Raw genomic sequence first — 15,152 nt, forward strand, 5'->3', positions numbered from 1 at the left:
CGCCGACAGTGCGCTCCCCTTTTCAGGGGCATCAGTAGCACCTCCCGTAGCAGACGCCTTCTGAAGCGCCGTCTAGCCGGATCCGCCTTCGCGGTCGGTCGGGCTCGCGGTGCCGGGCTCCTCGGGCATTTCGACTCGGGCCCGCCATCCCTCGCTGCGTCCGATGATCTCCAGCGTGGCGGTGGCGTCGAGTTCGGCACCGGTGGCGGGGTCGACCACGGTGCAGGCGATCTCCAGCCCCGACTCGACGACGATGTGCTCGTCGTCCCCGCAGTCGACCTGGGTCGGTTCGCCGGACTCCGATTCGAGCACCCGGGCGACGAAGTCGGCGACCTGGTCGGCCGTGGCCGTGAGTTCGGGCTCGGGTTCGGGTTCGGCGCTGCACGCCGCGAGCGCGAGGACCGCGGCGGCCAGAGCGGTGCAGTGGTGCGGTCGCAATGTCGTGTCTCTCCTGGGGTCGCTCGGAAAGTCGGCGCCCCGGGCGGTGCACCCCGGGCCTTTGCGCCGGAGGGTAGTCCGGCCGTGCCCGCGGTGCGCCGCGCTCCGCTCAGACGATGTCCGACTGCTCCTCGTGGTACTTGACGCCTTCGATGCCGTCGATGGTCCTGAGCTTCACCGTGAGGTCGCCGACCTGGCCGCGTCCGGAGAGGACGAAGTCGGTGGTGCGCTCGTAGCCGTCGCCGTCCTCGCCCTGCATCTCGGTGACCTTGTACCCCTCTTCGGTGCATTTCTTGAGCGCTGCGGCCAGCGCGCCGGAGCTGGTGTACCGGATCTGGAGCCGGCCGGCGTGGCGCACGTGGTGGGCGAGCGCGTTCTCGACGGGGGCGAGACCGGCGACGACGGCGAGCTGCACGACGGCGACGGCGACGGCCGCCCAGTAGAGGCCGGCGCCGCAGGCGAGGGCCATGGCGGTGGTGGACCAGATCGAGGCGGCGGTGGTCATGCCGTGGACGATGTTCTTGTTGAAGAAGATGACGCCCGCGCCGAGGAAGCCGATGCCGGTGACGACCTGTGCGGCGATGCGGGCGGGGTCGACGCCGGGGGTGCCGGGCACGGTCTCGGGGAAGCCGTAGCGGCCGGCGAGGACGAACAGGCAGGTGCCGACGGCGATGAGGGCGTGCGTGCGCATACCGGCGGGTTTGCCCTGCCATTCGCGTTCGGCGCCGACCGCGAGGCCGAGCAGCAGTGCGAGTCCGAGGGGGCCGAGATATGTCAAAGGGTCCATAACCGCGCAGCGTACCCGTTTCGGGGCGCGCGGAATCCCAGGTCAGGCCAGGAGGTCGGTTTCCCAGCCGTATTCGCCCGCGCCGGGGCCCCGCTCGCCTTTGACGAGGCGGTAGTGCTCGGCGCCGAGGGCGTCGTCGCCGAGCTTGTCGCCGAGGACGTCGAGCCAGTCGCCGGGGGCGATCTGGGTGGCGTAGGCGGCCATGGCCTCGCGCTTGCGGGCGGTGTCGCCGGTGATGCAGGCGTGGATCTGGTCGTCGGGGACGCCGAAGGGGAGGTCGTCGACGGTGGCGGCGTCGGCGAAGGGGTTGTCGGTGGCGCCGGTGAAGGCCTCGAACTGGGCTTCGATGATGCTGCGGGGCATGGTGGTCCAGTAGACCTTGCGGATGTCGTGGGCGGGGCCGAGGTCGGGCCGCCAGGCGGGGTCGGCGGCGAGTCCGGCGGCGCGCATGGCGACGCGGTGAGCCTGGATGTGGTCGGGGTGGCCGTAGAAGCCGTCGGGGTCGTAGGTAACGAGGACTTCGGGGGCGCGGTCGCGGATGAGCGCCACGAGGTCGGCGGCGGCCTCGTCGACGTCAGCGCCCCAGAACGCGCGCGGGTGGCGGTTGGAGGGCAGGCCCATCATGCCGGAGTCGCGGTAGCGGGCGACGCCGCCGAGGAAGTGGGTGTCCTCGACGCCGAGTGCGGCGGTGGCCTGGCGGTACTCCCAGTAGCGGTAGCCGCCGAGCTGGTCGGCCTCACCGGCGGCGAGCCCGGCGAGGTGGGGGATGCGGACTTCGCCCTCTTCGCCGAGGGTGCAGGTGACGATGGTGACGTGCGCGTCGGGGCGGGCGGCGTAGTGGGCGACGGTGGCGCCGGTGCCCACGGTCTCGTCGTCGGGGTGGGCGTGGACGAAGAAGATGCCGCGTGCGCTCATGCGGCCAAGCCTAGCCAGCGCGGGGCGGCACTCGGTTCACTTGCGCCGCAGGAGACATGACAGGGACTCAAATGAAACTTCGCAATCTACAGTCCCAGTCGGAAGAATGCTCGCGATTGTGATGTACCCCATGGACTTACGTCACAGGTTCAGGGATATCCTGCGCTGATGACCACGACCGAAGACAGTGCCGTCTCGTCGCCCCGGGCCGCGATAGCCGCGCGGAACCTCCGGATCGACAACTGGCGGCGGGGCCCGATCCTGACGGTGCTCGGCATTACCGCCTGGGTCGCATACGCGACGTTCCGGGTCTTCTACCAAGGCGACTACTGGGTCGCGGACTACCACTACCTGACGCCGTTCTACTCCCCGTGCGTCTCCGAGGGCTGCGTCCCCGAATCCGCCCACTTCGGACGGTTCCTGCCCGACAGCCCGCTCATCCCCTACGCGGCGCTGAGCCTGCCGTTCCTGCTGGCGTTCCGGCTCACCTGCTACTACTACCGCAAGGCCTACTACCGGTCGTTCTGGCTCTCCCCGCCCGCGTGCGCCGTCCCGGACGGGCACCCGCGCTACACCGGCGAGACGCGGTTCCCGCTGCTGCTGCAGAACTTCCACCGGTACTTCTTCTACGTGGCGGTCGCGATCTCCCTGGTGAACACCTGGGACGCGGTCCTGGCCTTCCACTCCCCCGACGGCTTCGGCCTCGGCCTGGGGAACGTCATCCTGTGGGCGAACGTGGTGCTGCTGTGGTGCTACACCCTCGGCTGTCACTCCTGCCGCCACGTGATGGGCGGGCGGCTCAAGCACTTCTCGAAGCACCCGGTCCGGTACCGCCTGTGGACGTTCTCCAGCGCGCTGAACGCCCGCCATATGATGTGGGCCTGGATCACCCTGGCGTCCCTGGCGCTCACGGACTTCTACGTCATGGCCGTCGCCGCCGGCTGGATCACCGACCTCCGATTCGTCGGTTGAGGGGAACGAAGCATATGAGCGACAACGACATCAACGAGGTCGAGCACCTCTCCTGCGACGTCCTCGTGATCGGCGCGGGCGGGGCGGGCCTGCGGGCCGCCGTCGAGGCGCGGCTCGCGGGCAAGAGCGTCATCGTCATCTCCAAGTCCCTGTTCGGCAAGGCGCACACCGTCATGGCCGAGGGCGGCGCGGCCGCCGCCATGGGGAACGTGAACGCGAACGACAACTGGCAGGTCCACTTCCGCGACACGATGCGCGGCGGCAAGTTCCTCAACAACTACCGGATGGCCGAGCTGCACGCCCAGGAGGCGCCGGACCGGATCTGGGAGCTCGAGACCTACGGGGCCCTGTTCGACCGGACCGCCGACGGCAGGATCTCCCAGCGCAACTTCGGCGGCCACGAGTACCCGCGCCTGGCGCACGTGGGCGACCGCACCGGGCTCGAGCTGATCCGCACGCTCCAGCAGAAGCTCGTCTCGCTCCAGCAGGACGACGAGGCGGCGGGCGAGAGCCGCGACCGGCTCCAGGTCATCGACGAGACCACCATCACCGAGCTGTTCACCGCGGGAGGCGCCGTCAAGGGCGCCTTCGGGTACCGGCGCGGCACGGGCCGGTTCATGGCCATCGCGGCCCCCGCGATCGTGCTCGCCACGGGCGGGATCGGGCGGTCCTTCAAGGTCACGTCGAACTCGTGGGAGTACACCGGCGACGGCCACGCGCTGGCCCTGCGGGCCGGGGCGAAGCTGATCAACATGGAGTTCATCCAGTTCCACCCGACCGGGATGGTCTGGCCCCCTTCGGTTCGCGGCATCCTCGTCACCGAGTCGGTGCGCGGCGACGGCGGGGTCCTGAAGAACTCCGACGGCGAGCGGTTCATGTTCGGCTACATCCCCGAGGTGTTCAAGGCGCAGTACGCCGACAACCCGGACGAGGCCGACCGCTGGTACACCGACCCCGACCACAACCGCCGTCCCCCTGAGCTGCTGCCGCGCGACGAGGTCGCGCGGGCGATCAACGCGGAGGTGAAGGCGGGCAGGGGGACCGAGCACGGCGGCGTGTACCTGGACATCGCGTCCCGGCGCAGCGCCGAGTACATCCGGGAGCGGCTCCCGTCGATGCACCACCAGTTCAAGGAACTGGCCGATGTGGACATCACGGCGGCGCCGATGGAGGTGGGTCCGACCTGCCACTACATCATGGGCGGCATCGAGGTCGACGCCGACACGACCGCGTCGGCGGTGGCGGGCCTGTTCGCGGCCGGGGAGGTCTCGGGCGGCATGCACGGCTCGAACCGGCTCGGCGGGAACTCCCTCTCGGACCTTTTGGTGTTCGGCAAGCGCGCGGGCGAGTACGCCGCCGCGCACGCCTCGGCGGCCGAATCGCCGAAGCTCAGTGAGGCCGAGATCGCGGCGGCCGTAGAGGACGCCTTGCGGCCCTTCGGGAACGACGGCGAGAACCCGTACGCACTGCAGGACGCGATGCAGCAGATCAATGGCCGCCTCGTGGGGATCATCCGCCGCGCGGGCGAGCTGGAGGAGGCGCTGACGGAACTGGCGGCCCTGGAGGAGCGCATCGCGAACGTCACCGCGATCGGCGGCCGGGCCTACAACCCCGGCTGGCACCTGGCGCTGGACCTGCGGAACATGTACGTCTGCTCGGTCGCGACCGCGATGGCCGCGCTGGAGCGCGACGAGTCGCGCGGCGGGCACACCCGCGAGGACGCGCCGGGCATGGACCCGCAGTGGCGCAAGGTGAACCTGGTGGCCTCGCTCGAGGACGGCGCGGTGCGCCTGGAGCGCAAGGCGGTGCCGGCGATGACGCCGGAGCTGCTGGGCCTGTTCGAGCAGACGGAGCTCTCGAAGTACATGACCCCCGAGGAGTACCAGTCCTCGCCGACAGAGGAGGAAAGCCGATGAGCGAGAGGACCTTCCGGGTGTGGCGGGGCGACGCCGACGGCGGCGAGTTCGCCGAGTTCGACGTCGCGGTCAACGAGGGTGAGGTGATCCTTGACGTGGTGCACCGCATCCAGGCCGAGCAGGCGCCCGACCTCGCGGTGCGGTGGAACTGCAAGGCCGGCAAGTGCGGCTCGTGCTCGGCCGAGGTGAACGGCATGCCGCGGCTGATGTGCATGACCCGCATGAACCTCTTCGAGGAGGGCCAGACGGTGACCATCACGCCGCTGCGGACCTTCCCGGTGGTGCGCGACCTCGTCACGGACGTGTCGTTCAACTACGAGAAGGCCAGGAGCATGCCGGCGTTCGCGCCGCCGGAGGGCCTGCAGCCGGGCGAGTACCGGATGCAGCAGGTCGACGTGGAGCGCAGCCAGGAGTTCCGCAAGTGCATCGAGTGCTTCCTGTGCCAGAACACCTGCCATGTGGTGCGCGACCACGAGGAGAACAAGCCGCCGTTCTCGGGCCCGCGCCTGTTCATCCGCGCCGCCGAGCTCGACATGCACCCGCTGGACGCGCGCGCCGACCGCCGCGAGCAGGCGCAGGACGACCAGGGCCTGGGCCTGTGCAACATCACGAAGTGCTGCACCGAGGTGTGCCCCGAGCACATCAAGATCACCGACAACGCGATCATCCCGATGAAGGAGCGCGTCGCCGGGGACCGCTACGACCCGCTGGTGTGGCTGGGCCGCAAGATCTTCAGGAAGGACAAGGCGGCGAAGGCCGAATAGGCGCGACCTTGTTCACCGGCCCCCGTGTCAGGGTCGTCGTCGGGGGCGCTGCGACTGTCCGTTCTGAAGGCGAGCGCCGGGCTCACCCGCGTTCACGACTGCGGGGCTGGCCGGGGATGGAGACCTCGAGGATGGCGTTCAGGCCGAAGCCGTCGCCGCCGTCCAGCTTGCCGATGCCGACGCTGGCCTGGACCTCGGACGCGCCGAGGTCGACCTTCGCCGTGCGGGCGATGCTCTGGAGCGCGCTGTGGAAGCAGGCCGCGTACCCCGCGGCGAACAGCAGCTCGGGGTTGGGGGCGCCGCCGGGGCCGCCGAGCTCGGGCGGCATGCGGACGTCGAAGTCGATGAGCCCGTCGCCGCCGGCGACGTGGCCGTTGCGGCCTTCGCCGGTCGAAACGGCATGGGCAGTGTAGAGCGCCTTCATGGTGTCTCCTTCTCAGTCGTTGGTCTCGCGGGTGCGGATGGACTCGGTGAACTCGGTGAGCTTGTCGCGCAAGGCGACCAGGTCCTCGTAAGACATCCCGGAGGCGCCGCCGACCACCTGGGTGACCTCGCAGCCGCGGCTCTCGAGCGCGGCCCCGGCCTCGGTGAGGTGGACGGTCACGCGGCGCTCGTCCCCGGAGCCGTCCCCGCGGCGGCGCTCGACGAACCCGGCGGCCTCGAGCCGCTTGAGCAGCGGGGAGACGGTGCCGGAGTCGAGCTGGAGCGTGTCGCCGAGGGCGGTCACGGTGAGGCCGTCGGTCTCCCACAGCGCCATGAGGACCAGGAACTGCGGGTAGGTCAGCCCGAGCTTGTCGAGCATCGGCCGGTACAGGCCGATGACCGCCCGCGAGGCGGTGTACAGCGCGAAGCAGGCCTGCTCCCGGAGCCGGGGTGTCTTGTCCATGAGCACGACGATAGTGCACAACTTAGTTGTGCGCAATCAAGTTGTGTGTGATCTATTCCGGCTTGCCGAAGCGGACGCGCTTGGCGATCTCGCGCAGTGCGCCTTCGGGGTCCGCGACGACCGCGGGCGGGAAGTTGCCGCCCATGAGCAGGCCCGCGAAGCCGTGCACGAGCGACCAGGCGCCGAGCGCCTCGGGGTTGAACTCGGCGTCGGCCCGCTGCTCCCCCGCCCCGCGCACCAGCGCCGCGTTCGAGCGCGCCTCGGCGCGCTGCAGGTCGGGGTCGTCCTCGTGGAGCAGCTCAGGCCGGAACATCGTCTCGAAGTACGCCTTGTTGTCGATGGCGAAGCGCACGTAGGCGATGCCGACCTCGACGAAGTCGCCGGTCGCCTTCCACGCGCGTTCCAGTGCGTCCGCGAACCGGTCGTACCCCTCGGCCGCGACGGCGGTCAGGAGCCCGGCCTTGTCGCCGAAGTGGTGGGCCGGAGCCGCGTGCGAGACGCCGGCGAGCTTGGCGACGGCGCGCAGGCTCAGGGCGCTCGGCCCGGATTCGGCGATGGACGCGACGGCGGCGTCGATGAGGGCCCGGCGCAGGTCGCCGTGGTGGTAGCGATCGGTCACGAGAGCCACTGTAGCGCGGATCTTGACAGTGTCAAACACCACTGCGGCCGCCTAGGCCGCTAACTTGACACTGTCAAGACCGGGGCGTACGTTGGGTTCCACCACCACTCACGATTGGAAGCCCCGATGTTCGAGTCCACTCTCGCCCTCAGCGACGCCTCCCGCATCATCGCCGGGATCGGCCTGCTCACCATCGTCACCATCGAGTTCGGCGGCATGTTCCTGCTCAAGATCGCCGCAGGCAAGGTCCCGCTCACCGAGTTCCAGAAGTCCTTCTCCCGCGCCGGGCACGCCCACGCCGGCGTCCTCGTCATCCTCAGCCTCGTCGCCCTGATCCTCGCCGACGCGACCGGCCTCGACGGCTTCTGGGGCTGGACCGCCCGCGTCGCGATCCCCGCGGCGGCCGTCCTCATGTCAGGCGGGTTCTTCGCCGCCATGGCCGGGGCGGGCCGCACCGCGCCGAACAAGGCCGTCGCCGTGATCGTCGTCGGCGCCGCGAGCCTCGCACTCGGCGTCGTGACCCTCGGCATCGGCCTGCTGGTCGCCTGACCGAGCCGGGTCCCGCGCCTCGGCGAAGCCGAACCAGCCGCCCGGCCCCCGGCCGGGGCGTGGGCCCCCACTCCATCCTCGCGCGCGCCGTGCAGCGGCGGCACGGGCCCGCCTAGACTTGATCCTCGTGAAACTCAGCATCGGTATCGTCGGCCTGCCCAACGTCGGCAAGAGCACGCTGTTCAACGCGCTGACCCGCTCGGAGATCCTCGCGGCGAACTACCCGTTCGCGACCATCGAGCCGAACGTCGGCGTCGTCGCCGTCCCGGACGCCCGGCTCCCGAAGCTGGCCGAGGTCTACGACTCGGAGAAGATCCTCCCGGCCACGGTCACGTTCGTCGACATCGCGGGCCTGGTCAAGGGCGCGTCCGAAGGCGCGGGCAAGGGCAACAAGTTCCTGTCCAACATCCGCGAATGCTCGGCCATCGCGCAGGTCGTGCGGGTCTTCGAGGACGGCAACGTGACCCACGTCGACGGCCGCGTCTCGCCGATCGACGACATCGAGACCATCAACACCGAGCTGATCCTCGCGGACCTCCAGACCATCGAGAACGTCCTGCCGCGCCTCGAGAAGGAAGCGCGCATGGACAAGACCAAGGCCCCGAAGGTGGCCGCGGTCAAACAGGCCCAGGAGGTCCTCGACGGCGGCAAGACCGTGTTCGCCGCCGGCCTCGACACCGAGCACCTCTACGACCTGCACCTCCTGACGGCCAAGCCGTTCATCTACGTGTTCAACGTCGACGAGGGCCAGGTCGGCGACGAGGCGCTGGCCGCCAAGCTGCGCGCCCTGGTCGCGCCCGCCGACGCGGTGCTCCTGGACGCCAAGTTCGAGTCCGAACTGGTCGACCTGGAGCCCGACGAGGCGCGCGAGATGCTGGAGTCCACCGGCCAGAGCGAGCCGGGCCTGGACCGCCTCGCGAGCGTCGGCTTCCACACGCTGGGCCTCCAGACCTACCTGACCGCGGGCCCGAAGGAGACCCGGGCGTGGACGATCCCGCGCGGCGCGACCGCCCCCGAGGCCGCCGGCGAGATCCACACCGACTTCCAGCGCGGCTTCATCAAGGCCGAGATCGTCTCCTACGACGACCTCATGGAAGCCGGCACCATGCAGGCCGCCAAGGCCGCCGGCAAGGTCCGCATGGAGGGCAAGGACTACGTCATGGCCGACGGCGACGTGGTCGAGTTCCGCTTCAACGTCTGAGCACCGCAGCGGCGATCATCGCCTTCTGTAAACTCTCGGTTGACAGAATCACCCGTAAATGTTAGGTTTACAGCCGTGGAGATAAGGCAGTCAGCCCGCAAGCACCACATCGCTGACCACTCGATCATCCACGCATGGGAGAACGCGCTTCGCACCGTCGAGTACGAGTACGACGGTGAGGAGCGGTTGCTCGTCATCGGCGCAGACGAGTCGGGAAACCTGCTCGAACTGGTCGCTGTTCCCGCCGACGAGCCCACGCGCATCATCCATGCCGACCGACTCCGTCCGAAATTCTACGACTATCTCCGCTGAGGAGGGTGATCCAAATGACTACCAAGCACCGCGTCGATTCGACGGGCCTCGACCAGCTCGACCCCGCCGTATCGCCCGCTCGGGACGCGACCCACTTCCGCAACATCATCGCTGCGCGCAAGCGGATCGCCGCCGCTGAGGCCGAGCTGCGCGAAGCCGTCCAGGCCGCCCGTGACGCCGGCGACTCCTGGACGGTGATCGGTGCCGCGCTCGACACCACGAGACAGAACGCTTACCAGCGCTTCGGCAAGAGCTTAGGCGACGTAAGGGTTTAAACACGCCTTTCCTTGAGCACTAAGGAATCTGACGCCGCGACGTTCGGTCGCGGCGTCTTCGATCCTGGAGGTGGGCCATGCAGCGTGAGCCGAGGCAGCGGGAAGTCGCGGTCGTGACCGGCGGCGGGCAGGGCATCGGCAGGGCGATCGTCGAACGACTCCTCGGCGACGACCGCGCGGTCGTCGTCGTGGAACTACGCGACGAAGCCCTTGAGTGGCTCGACGAGGCGATCAGCGAGAGCCGGGCCTGGGTGGTCGTGGGCGACGCGGGCGAGGACGCCGTCGCCGCGCGTGCCGTCGCCGCGGCCGAGTCGCTCGGCATGCTCACCGGCTGGGTCAACAACGCCGCGGTGTTCCGCGACGCCTGGCTCCACGAGGCGGGCGGCGCGGCCGTCGCGGAGCTGGTCCGGCGCAACCTCCAGCCGTGCCTGGCGGGGTCGGCCGCCGCAGTGGCCGCGTTCCGCGTCCAGGGCGTCGCCGGGAGCATCGTCAACGTCTCGTCCCATCAGGCGCAGCGGGCCGTGCGCGGCGCGCTGCCCTATGCGACCGCCAAGGCCGCGATCGAGGGCCTCACGCGGGCGCTGGCGGTCGATTACGGCCCGTGGGGCGTGCGGGTGAACGCGCTCGCCCTCGGGTCGATAGCGACCGAGCGGCTGCGCGCCCTGGAGGACTCCGGGGCGGCCGTGTACGCGCAGGTCGAGGCGGCCATGCAGGAGCTGCATCCGCTCGGCCGGGCGGGCGAGGCGGCCGAGGTCGCCGACGCGGTCGCGTTCCTGCTCTCGGAGCAGTCGTCCTTCATCAGCGGCGCGGTGCTGCCGGTCGACGGCGGCCGCTCGGCCCAGGGCCACGACCCGGAGGCCGTGACGCCCTCCTGAGGGGCCGAAAAGCCATGGCGCGGCCGCGCTCGAGAGCGTGCCGCGCCATTTGCGTCAGTGGAGTGCCCGGACACGGAAGCGGCGGACCGGCGGGGAGGTGGGGTCCCCGGCGATCCGCCGTGCGGTTCGGGTCATTCGCCGCGTCTGAGCCAGCGGAAGCGGCCCTTGGAGCTCGGGTCCTGCTGGGCGGCGAGCTCTCCGGCGATGGTGATGTAGGCGGTCTCGACGCGGCCGGCGAAGGTCACGTCGGTGAGACTGAATCCGCCTTCGCTGGCGAGCACGATGAGCGTGGCTTCATCCGTGCGCGACACGTCGGGCCTGACCCCGAGCGTGTCGGCGAAGATCTTGATGTGTTCGGCGAGCTCCGCGTGCTGGGAATCGTCGAGCGGCAGCGACCGCGACAAGCGGCCGTCGTCATCCGCTACCCAACCATTGAGCTCCCGCAGTGCATCCAGCAGCACGTTGTCGTCTTGCTCCGTTCTCCCCATATGGCACCGTCGCCATTTCGTCCTGGCCGCGACCGGCAAAAGCCGTGCCCTGCCTGGGCAGGGCGGCGACCGATCAGTAAGGTGGTCTGATTCGGCTCCGACGGACACGGGGGCTTCGTGTCTGAATTGTCGCCGGATCTTTATCGTTTCTGAACCGAGTCTTGCGCGTCTCCCAGTTTCTGTCCAGACCGGCAAATGGGATTAATCGGTAATTGCGGTCTCCGCGGGACAGTTCTTGTCTGGTTTTGTGCTGGTGGACACGATTCCTGACCGTAGGGTCGACGCCACATCAACCGAACGTATGAACAACAGGTTGCTCACTAGTGATCACAGTTCGTTATCTGACGCGTGAACGATAACGAAACGCCCTCAAACCGGCAACAGCCGCGAAGCCTGGCCGACACGCCGCCGCCGATAAGCTCTTGCGGTGAACGAACCGCGTCAGGAGTCCCCGAAGATCGTCGTGGGCGCCGCGATCCGCGCCGGGCACCGCATCCTCGCCGCCGCCCGCGCCTACCCGCCCGAACTCGCCGGGCTCTGGGAGTTCCCCGGCGGCAAGGTCGAACCCGGCGAGACCGAGGCCGAGGCGCTGGTGCGCGAATGCCGCGAGGAGCTCGGCGTCGAGATCGAGGTCGGCGACCGTGTCGGCGGCGACCTCCTGACCGGCAACGGCAGCTACCTGCTGCGGGTCTACTTCGCGGACCTCGCCGAGGGCGAACCGCGCGCCGAGGAGCATGCCGAACTGCGCTGGCTCGCCCCCGCCGAACTCGACTCCGTGCCGTGGCTCCCGGGCAACCGCCCGGCGGTCGACGCCCTCCGGGAGCTGCTCTGCTGAGCCGACCTAGCAGCCGCGCTTAGAAGAAGGTGTGCACCGCGTCGACCACCAGGCCGGTCTCGTCGTCGACGACCGGGATGAGGCGCCACTTGTCGAATGCCGTGCAGGGGTGGGAGAGGCCGAGCTCGACCACGTCGCCGACGGCCAGTCCCGCAGCGCCGGTGAGGAACAGGTGCTGGTCGCTGATCTCTGGGCACTGCGCCGCGGCCGCATCCCAATCCCCTTTTCCATTGTGGCCCAAGGGTATCGGGAGGTCCTGGTCGAACGGGAGGTCGCGGCGGCCGGCGTCGAGGATCGCCAGGTCGGGCTCCGGTCGGGAGAGGACGGTCGCCCGCCCTCGCAGCGCGGGGAGCAGTTCCGGCCCGTCGCCGCCGCGGGCCGCGGGGGTCGTGCGGGCGTAGCAGCCGTGGTCGTGGACGAGGTAGGAGCCCGAGCGCAGGAGCACCTCGGCCCTGGGGGCGAGCGGGCCGAGCACGACGGCGACGCGGTCGAAGTAGGCGCTGCCGCCGGCGCTGACCACGGGCCGGTCGGTCTCGAAGTCCAAGGCCCCGAACAGGGTCGCGAGGTCGCCGAGGTAGTCGTCGACGGCCGCCAGGTCGGCCGCGCCGGTCGCCGAGGCCACCGCGCCCTCGTATCCGGCGACACCCGCGAGCCGCAGATTCGGGGCGGCCTCGAGGCCGGCCGCGACCTTGAGCGCGGCCTCGATGCTCCGCGCCCCGGCCCGCCCGCCCACGGCGCCGAGCTCCACGAGTACGTCGATGGTCGTAGACGCGGCTTCCGAAACCCTGACTTTCGGCACCTCGGAATCGGAAAAAAGACACATGCGGGCCCCTTCCTCGGCCCATACGCTTAGTTGGACGGCCGCGGCAGGATCGGCGATCTGGTTGGCGATGAGGATGCGGGGCACGCCGAACCGGTGAGCCACACCCGCCTGGAAGGGGTTGGCGACAGTGATAGCGGCAGCGCCGGCATCGAGCTGGCGCCGCCACAGCTGCGGGGCCATCGTGGCCTTGCCGTGAGGGGCGAGCGCAAGGCCCCGCTCAGCGCACCAGGCGGCCATGGCGCGCAGGTTGTGCTCGAGCGCCTGCGCCGAGAGCGTGACAACGGGGGTGGGGAGGGTGGGGGCGGGGGGCCCCGAAGCGATCCACTCGCGGATCGTCAGGCCGTGAGCCGAGGCCGGAATGCCCTTGTGGCGCCAGTCGAGGACGTCGTCGTGGAGGCCGCGCAGCCGGGTCTCGTCCATGGTTCACCGCCCTTAATAGGAATGTATCTTTACTATATGACCGAGAAGATCGCGATCCGCACCGCCGCCGCCCCGGCCCCCGCCCACGCCTTCCCGCAGGGCGTCCGCAAGGGCCCGCTGCTCACCGTCTCCGGCCAGGGCCCCGTCGATCCGGCCACCGGCGCGTACCTCCACCCCGGCGACGTACGGGCCCAGACCCGCCGCACCCTGGAGAACGTCGCCGCGATCCTCGAAGCCGGCGGCGCCACCATCGGCGACGTCATGACCCTCCGCGTGTACCTCGCCGACCGCGCCGACTTCGCCGCGATGAACGAGGTCTACGAGGCGTTCCTCACCGAGAAGACCCCCGCGGGCGTGCCGTTCCCGACCCGGACCACCGTCGTCTGCACCCTCCCGAGGGCCGAGATGCTGGTGGAGATCGACGCCCTGGCCTGCATAGACTGACGCTTCGTGCCGAACGAGGGAGGGCGCCGAGTGGCCGCAATGGACATCGTGATCCGGGGAGCCGAAGTCGCCGACGGCACCGGTTCGCCCCGGTTCCGCACTGAAGTCGGCATCAAGGACGGCCGCATCGCGGCCATCGGCACCGCCCGAATCGACGGCGCCCGCGTCATCGACGCCGGCGGCCTCGTCCTCGCCCCCGGGTTCATCGACATGCACGCCCACTCCGAGCTCGCCGTCCTCACCGACCACGACCACCTCGCCAAACTCGGCCAAGGCTGCACCCTCGAAGTCCTCGGCCAGGACGGCCTCTCCTACGCGCCGGTCGACGACGAGACCGCCCCGCAGATGTGGGAGGCCATCGCCGCATGGAACGGCCGCCTCGACGTCGACTACGACTGGCGCACCGTCGGCGACTACCTCGACCGCCTCGACCGAGACGGCATCCCCGCTAACGCCGCCTACCTCGTCCCCCACGGAACAGTGCGCATGCTCGCCATGGGCTGGGAGAACCGCGAGCCCACGCCCGCCGAACTCGAAGTCATGAAAGCCCATGTCGCCCAAGGCATGGAAGAGGGCGCGTTCGGCCTCTCGGCCGGCCTCAGCTACGCGCCCGGCATGTACGCCAAGACCGATGAGCTGGTCGAATTGTGCAAAGTGGTCGCCGGGTACGGCGGCTACTTCGGCCCCCACCAGCGCAGTTACGGCGCGGGCGCGATGGAGGGCTACGCCGAGATGATCGAAATCGGCCGCGGCGCGGCCTGCGCCCTGCACCTCGCCCACGCCACCCTGAACTACGGCGTCAACGAGGGCCGGGCCGCCGAGCTCCTCAAACTCGTCGACGAAGGGCTCGACGAGGGCCTGCCGATCAGCCTCGACACGTACCCGTACCTGCCGGGCATGACCATGCTCGCGGCCCTGCTGCCGAGCTGGTCGGTCGCCGGGGGCTACGGGGCGCTGGCCGAGCGGCTCCGCAGCGACGAGCTGCGGGCGCGGATCGTCCGCGAGCTCGACGTCGAGGGCACCGACGGCGCCAACGGCGTCCCGGTCGACTGGTCGAAGATCGAGATCGCCGGGGTCGCGGACCCCGAACTGCGCGACCTGGTCGGCCTCCGGGTGAGCGAGGCCGCCGGGGACCGGCCCGCTTCGGCGTTCTTCCTCGACCTCATCGAGCGCGACGAGTTCGGGACCGCCTGCCTCATGCACGTGGGCAACGAGGAGAACGTCCGCGCGATCATGCGCCACGGCGTCCACACCGGATCGACCGACGGCGTGCTCGCGGGCGACAAGATCCACCCGCGCGCCTGGGGCTCGTTCGCCCGCTACCTCGGCCACTACACGCGCGAGCTCGGCCTGTTCTCCGTCGAGGAATGCGTGGCGCACCTGAGCGGCCGCCCCGCGGCAGTCTTGGGCCTGACCGACCGGGGCCTGGTCAAAGAAGGCCACGCGGCCGACCTGGTCCTCTTCGATCCAGAGACGGTGGACGCGAAGGCGACCTTCGACGACCCCCGCCGGCAGGCCGCCGGCATCCCCTGGGTGCTGGTGAACGGACAGGTCGCGATCGAGGGCGGCAACCGGACCGGAGCCCGCGCCGGCCGCGCCCTCCGACGCGGCGGCGCCCGGCACTGAACTTGTG

General features: G+C 70.1%; 17 protein-coding genes and 2 pseudogenes. 11 read left to right on the forward strand and 8 right to left on the reverse strand.

The annotated features are described in order from the left end of the window. Positions 1-72: 72 nt before the first annotated feature. The 3 genes from O2L52_RS09355 to mshB all read right to left on the reverse strand — a co-directional run bounded on the left by O2L52_RS09355 (position 73) and on the right by mshB (position 2,158). A complete protein-coding gene (locus tag O2L52_RS09355) occupies positions 73-438 on the reverse strand; it encodes a hypothetical protein (RefSeq protein ID WP_270115103.1) in 366 nt (121 codons plus the stop codon). A 109-nt stretch (positions 439-547) separates the two neighbouring features. Continuing rightward, the gene (locus O2L52_RS09360; RefSeq protein ID WP_270115104.1) at positions 548-1,225 is read right to left on the reverse strand and encodes an MgtC/SapB family protein; all 678 of its coding nucleotides are present in this window, start codon (positions 1,223-1,225) and stop codon (positions 548-550) included. 42 nt (positions 1,226-1,267) lie between these two features. Further along, a complete protein-coding gene (gene mshB / locus O2L52_RS09365; RefSeq protein ID WP_373897045.1) occupies positions 1,268-2,158 on the reverse strand; it encodes an N-acetyl-1-D-myo-inositol-2-amino-2-deoxy-alpha-D-glucopyranoside deacetylase in 891 nt (296 codons plus the stop codon). 150 nt (positions 2,159-2,308) lie between these two features. Here mshB and O2L52_RS09370 point away from each other — a divergent pair, with 150 nt between their 5' ends. The 3 genes and pseudogenes from O2L52_RS09370 to O2L52_RS09380 form a co-directional block, all read left to right on the forward strand. Further along, a complete protein-coding gene (locus O2L52_RS09370) occupies positions 2,309-3,112 on the forward strand; it encodes a hypothetical protein (RefSeq protein ID WP_270115106.1) in 804 nt (267 codons plus the stop codon). A 14-nt stretch (positions 3,113-3,126) separates the two neighbouring features. After that, positions 3,127-5,028 carry a fumarate reductase/succinate dehydrogenase flavoprotein subunit gene (locus tag O2L52_RS09375; protein ID WP_270115107.1) on the forward strand — a complete coding sequence of 634 codons (1,902 nt, stop codon included), beginning with the start codon at positions 3,127-3,129 and terminating at the stop codon, positions 5,026-5,028. Further along, positions 5,025-5,768, forward strand: a pseudogene (locus tag O2L52_RS09380) (succinate dehydrogenase/fumarate reductase iron-sulfur subunit); the annotation flags it as partial. The gene O2L52_RS09375 and the pseudogene O2L52_RS09380, both read left to right, overlap by 4 nt. Before the next feature lie 121 nt (positions 5,769-5,889). Here the strand turns inward: O2L52_RS09380 and O2L52_RS09385 are convergent. The 3 genes and pseudogenes from O2L52_RS09385 to O2L52_RS09395 form a co-directional block, all read right to left on the reverse strand. Then, positions 5,890-6,216: pseudogene (locus tag O2L52_RS09385) on the reverse strand (Ohr family peroxiredoxin); the annotation flags it as partial. Between the two features lie 12 nt (positions 6,217-6,228). Beyond that, positions 6,229-6,678 (reverse strand): MarR family winged helix-turn-helix transcriptional regulator, encoded by a 450-nt coding sequence (locus O2L52_RS09390; RefSeq protein ID WP_270115110.1) that lies wholly within the window; start codon positions 6,676-6,678, stop codon positions 6,229-6,231. A gap of 52 nt (positions 6,679-6,730) precedes the next feature. Next, a complete protein-coding gene (locus O2L52_RS09395; RefSeq protein WP_270115111.1) occupies positions 6,731-7,297 on the reverse strand; it encodes a TetR/AcrR family transcriptional regulator in 567 nt (188 codons plus the stop codon). Between the two features lie 126 nt (positions 7,298-7,423). Between O2L52_RS09395 and O2L52_RS09400 the strand changes: the two genes are divergently transcribed. The 5 genes from O2L52_RS09400 (at position 7,424) to O2L52_RS09420 (ending at position 10,509) form a co-directional block, all read left to right on the forward strand. Further along, positions 7,424-7,846 carry a hypothetical protein gene (locus tag O2L52_RS09400; protein ID WP_270115112.1) on the forward strand — a complete coding sequence of 141 codons (423 nt, stop codon included), beginning with the start codon at positions 7,424-7,426 and terminating at the stop codon, positions 7,844-7,846. Positions 7,847-7,973: 127 nt separating this feature from the next. Continuing rightward, positions 7,974-9,047: a redox-regulated ATPase YchF gene (gene ychF / locus O2L52_RS09405; RefSeq protein WP_270115113.1), complete on the forward strand. Its 1,074-nt coding sequence runs from the start codon at positions 7,974-7,976 to the stop codon at positions 9,045-9,047. A 75-nt stretch (positions 9,048-9,122) separates the two neighbouring features. Then, on the forward strand, positions 9,123-9,359 hold the full coding sequence (locus tag O2L52_RS09410) for a hypothetical protein (RefSeq protein WP_270115114.1): 237 nt from the start codon (positions 9,123-9,125) through the stop codon (positions 9,357-9,359). Between the two features lie 14 nt (positions 9,360-9,373). Next, positions 9,374-9,634: a hypothetical protein gene (locus tag O2L52_RS09415; RefSeq protein ID WP_270115115.1), complete on the forward strand. Its 261-nt coding sequence runs from the start codon at positions 9,374-9,376 to the stop codon at positions 9,632-9,634. Positions 9,635-9,711: 77 nt separating this feature from the next. Next, positions 9,712-10,509: an SDR family NAD(P)-dependent oxidoreductase gene (locus tag O2L52_RS09420; RefSeq protein ID WP_270115116.1), complete on the forward strand. Its 798-nt coding sequence runs from the start codon at positions 9,712-9,714 to the stop codon at positions 10,507-10,509. 131 nt (positions 10,510-10,640) lie between these two features. Here O2L52_RS09420 and O2L52_RS09425 read toward each other — a convergent pair whose 3' ends face one another. Further along, entirely contained in the window at positions 10,641-10,997 is a 357-nt protein-coding gene (locus O2L52_RS09425) for a hypothetical protein (protein WP_270115118.1), read from the reverse strand. Positions 10,998-11,424: 427 nt separating this feature from the next. Here O2L52_RS09425 and O2L52_RS09430 point away from each other — a divergent pair, with 427 nt between their 5' ends. Beyond that, on the forward strand, positions 11,425-11,832 hold the full coding sequence (locus O2L52_RS09430) for a (deoxy)nucleoside triphosphate pyrophosphohydrolase (RefSeq protein WP_270115119.1): 408 nt from the start codon (positions 11,425-11,427) through the stop codon (positions 11,830-11,832). Positions 11,833-11,851: 19 nt separating this feature from the next. Here the strand turns inward: O2L52_RS09430 and O2L52_RS09435 are convergent, their stop codons facing one another. Next, on the reverse strand, positions 11,852-13,075 hold the full coding sequence (locus tag O2L52_RS09435; RefSeq protein ID WP_270115121.1) for a type III PLP-dependent enzyme domain-containing protein: 1,224 nt from the start codon (positions 13,073-13,075) through the stop codon (positions 11,852-11,854). A gap of 36 nt (positions 13,076-13,111) precedes the next feature. Between O2L52_RS09435 and O2L52_RS09440 the strand changes: the two genes are divergently transcribed. Together O2L52_RS09440 and O2L52_RS09445 are read left to right on the forward strand one after the other, a co-directional pair. Then, positions 13,112-13,519, forward strand: coding sequence for a RidA family protein (locus tag O2L52_RS09440; protein ID WP_270115122.1), 408 nt, complete (start codon positions 13,112-13,114; stop codon positions 13,517-13,519). 39 nt (positions 13,520-13,558) lie between these two features. Beyond that, positions 13,559-15,145 (forward strand): N-acyl-D-amino-acid deacylase family protein, encoded by a 1,587-nt coding sequence (locus O2L52_RS09445; RefSeq protein ID WP_270115396.1) that lies wholly within the window; start codon positions 13,559-13,561, stop codon positions 15,143-15,145. Positions 15,146-15,152: the final 7 nt, after the last annotated feature.

Source organism: Glycomyces algeriensis, from assembly GCF_027622855.1.
GTDB classification, from domain to species: domain Bacteria; phylum Actinomycetota; class Actinomycetes; order Mycobacteriales; family Micromonosporaceae; genus Glycomyces; species Glycomyces algeriensis.

What these genes read in the sequence shown, in the direction of transcription:
- O2L52_RS09440 (WP_270115122.1), top strand. Translation starts at nt 13,112, where the DNA reads ATGACCGAGAAGATCGCGATCCGCACCGCCGCCGCCCCGGCCCCCGCC.
- O2L52_RS09425 (WP_270115118.1), bottom strand. Translation starts at nt 10,997, where the DNA reads ATGGGGAGAACGGAGCAAGACGACAACGTGCTGCTGGATGCACTGCGG.
- O2L52_RS09400 (WP_270115112.1), top strand. Translation starts at nt 7,424, where the DNA reads ATGTTCGAGTCCACTCTCGCCCTCAGCGACGCCTCCCGCATCATCGCC.
- O2L52_RS09390 (WP_270115110.1), bottom strand. Translation starts at nt 6,678, where the DNA reads ATGGACAAGACACCCCGGCTCCGGGAGCAGGCCTGCTTCGCGCTGTAC.
- O2L52_RS09360 (WP_270115104.1), bottom strand. Translation starts at nt 1,225, where the DNA reads ATGGACCCTTTGACATATCTCGGCCCCCTCGGACTCGCACTGCTGCTC.
- O2L52_RS09370 (WP_270115106.1), top strand. Translation starts at nt 2,309, where the DNA reads ATGACCACGACCGAAGACAGTGCCGTCTCGTCGCCCCGGGCCGCGATA.
- O2L52_RS09415 (WP_270115115.1), top strand. Translation starts at nt 9,374, where the DNA reads ATGACTACCAAGCACCGCGTCGATTCGACGGGCCTCGACCAGCTCGAC.
- O2L52_RS09375 (WP_270115107.1), top strand. Translation starts at nt 3,127, where the DNA reads ATGAGCGACAACGACATCAACGAGGTCGAGCACCTCTCCTGCGACGTC.
- O2L52_RS09420 (WP_270115116.1), top strand. Translation starts at nt 9,712, where the DNA reads ATGCAGCGTGAGCCGAGGCAGCGGGAAGTCGCGGTCGTGACCGGCGGC.
- O2L52_RS09435 (WP_270115121.1), bottom strand. Translation starts at nt 13,075, where the DNA reads ATGGACGAGACCCGGCTGCGCGGCCTCCACGACGACGTCCTCGACTGG.
- O2L52_RS09445 (WP_270115396.1), top strand. Translation starts at nt 13,559, where the DNA reads ATGGACATCGTGATCCGGGGAGCCGAAGTCGCCGACGGCACCGGTTCG.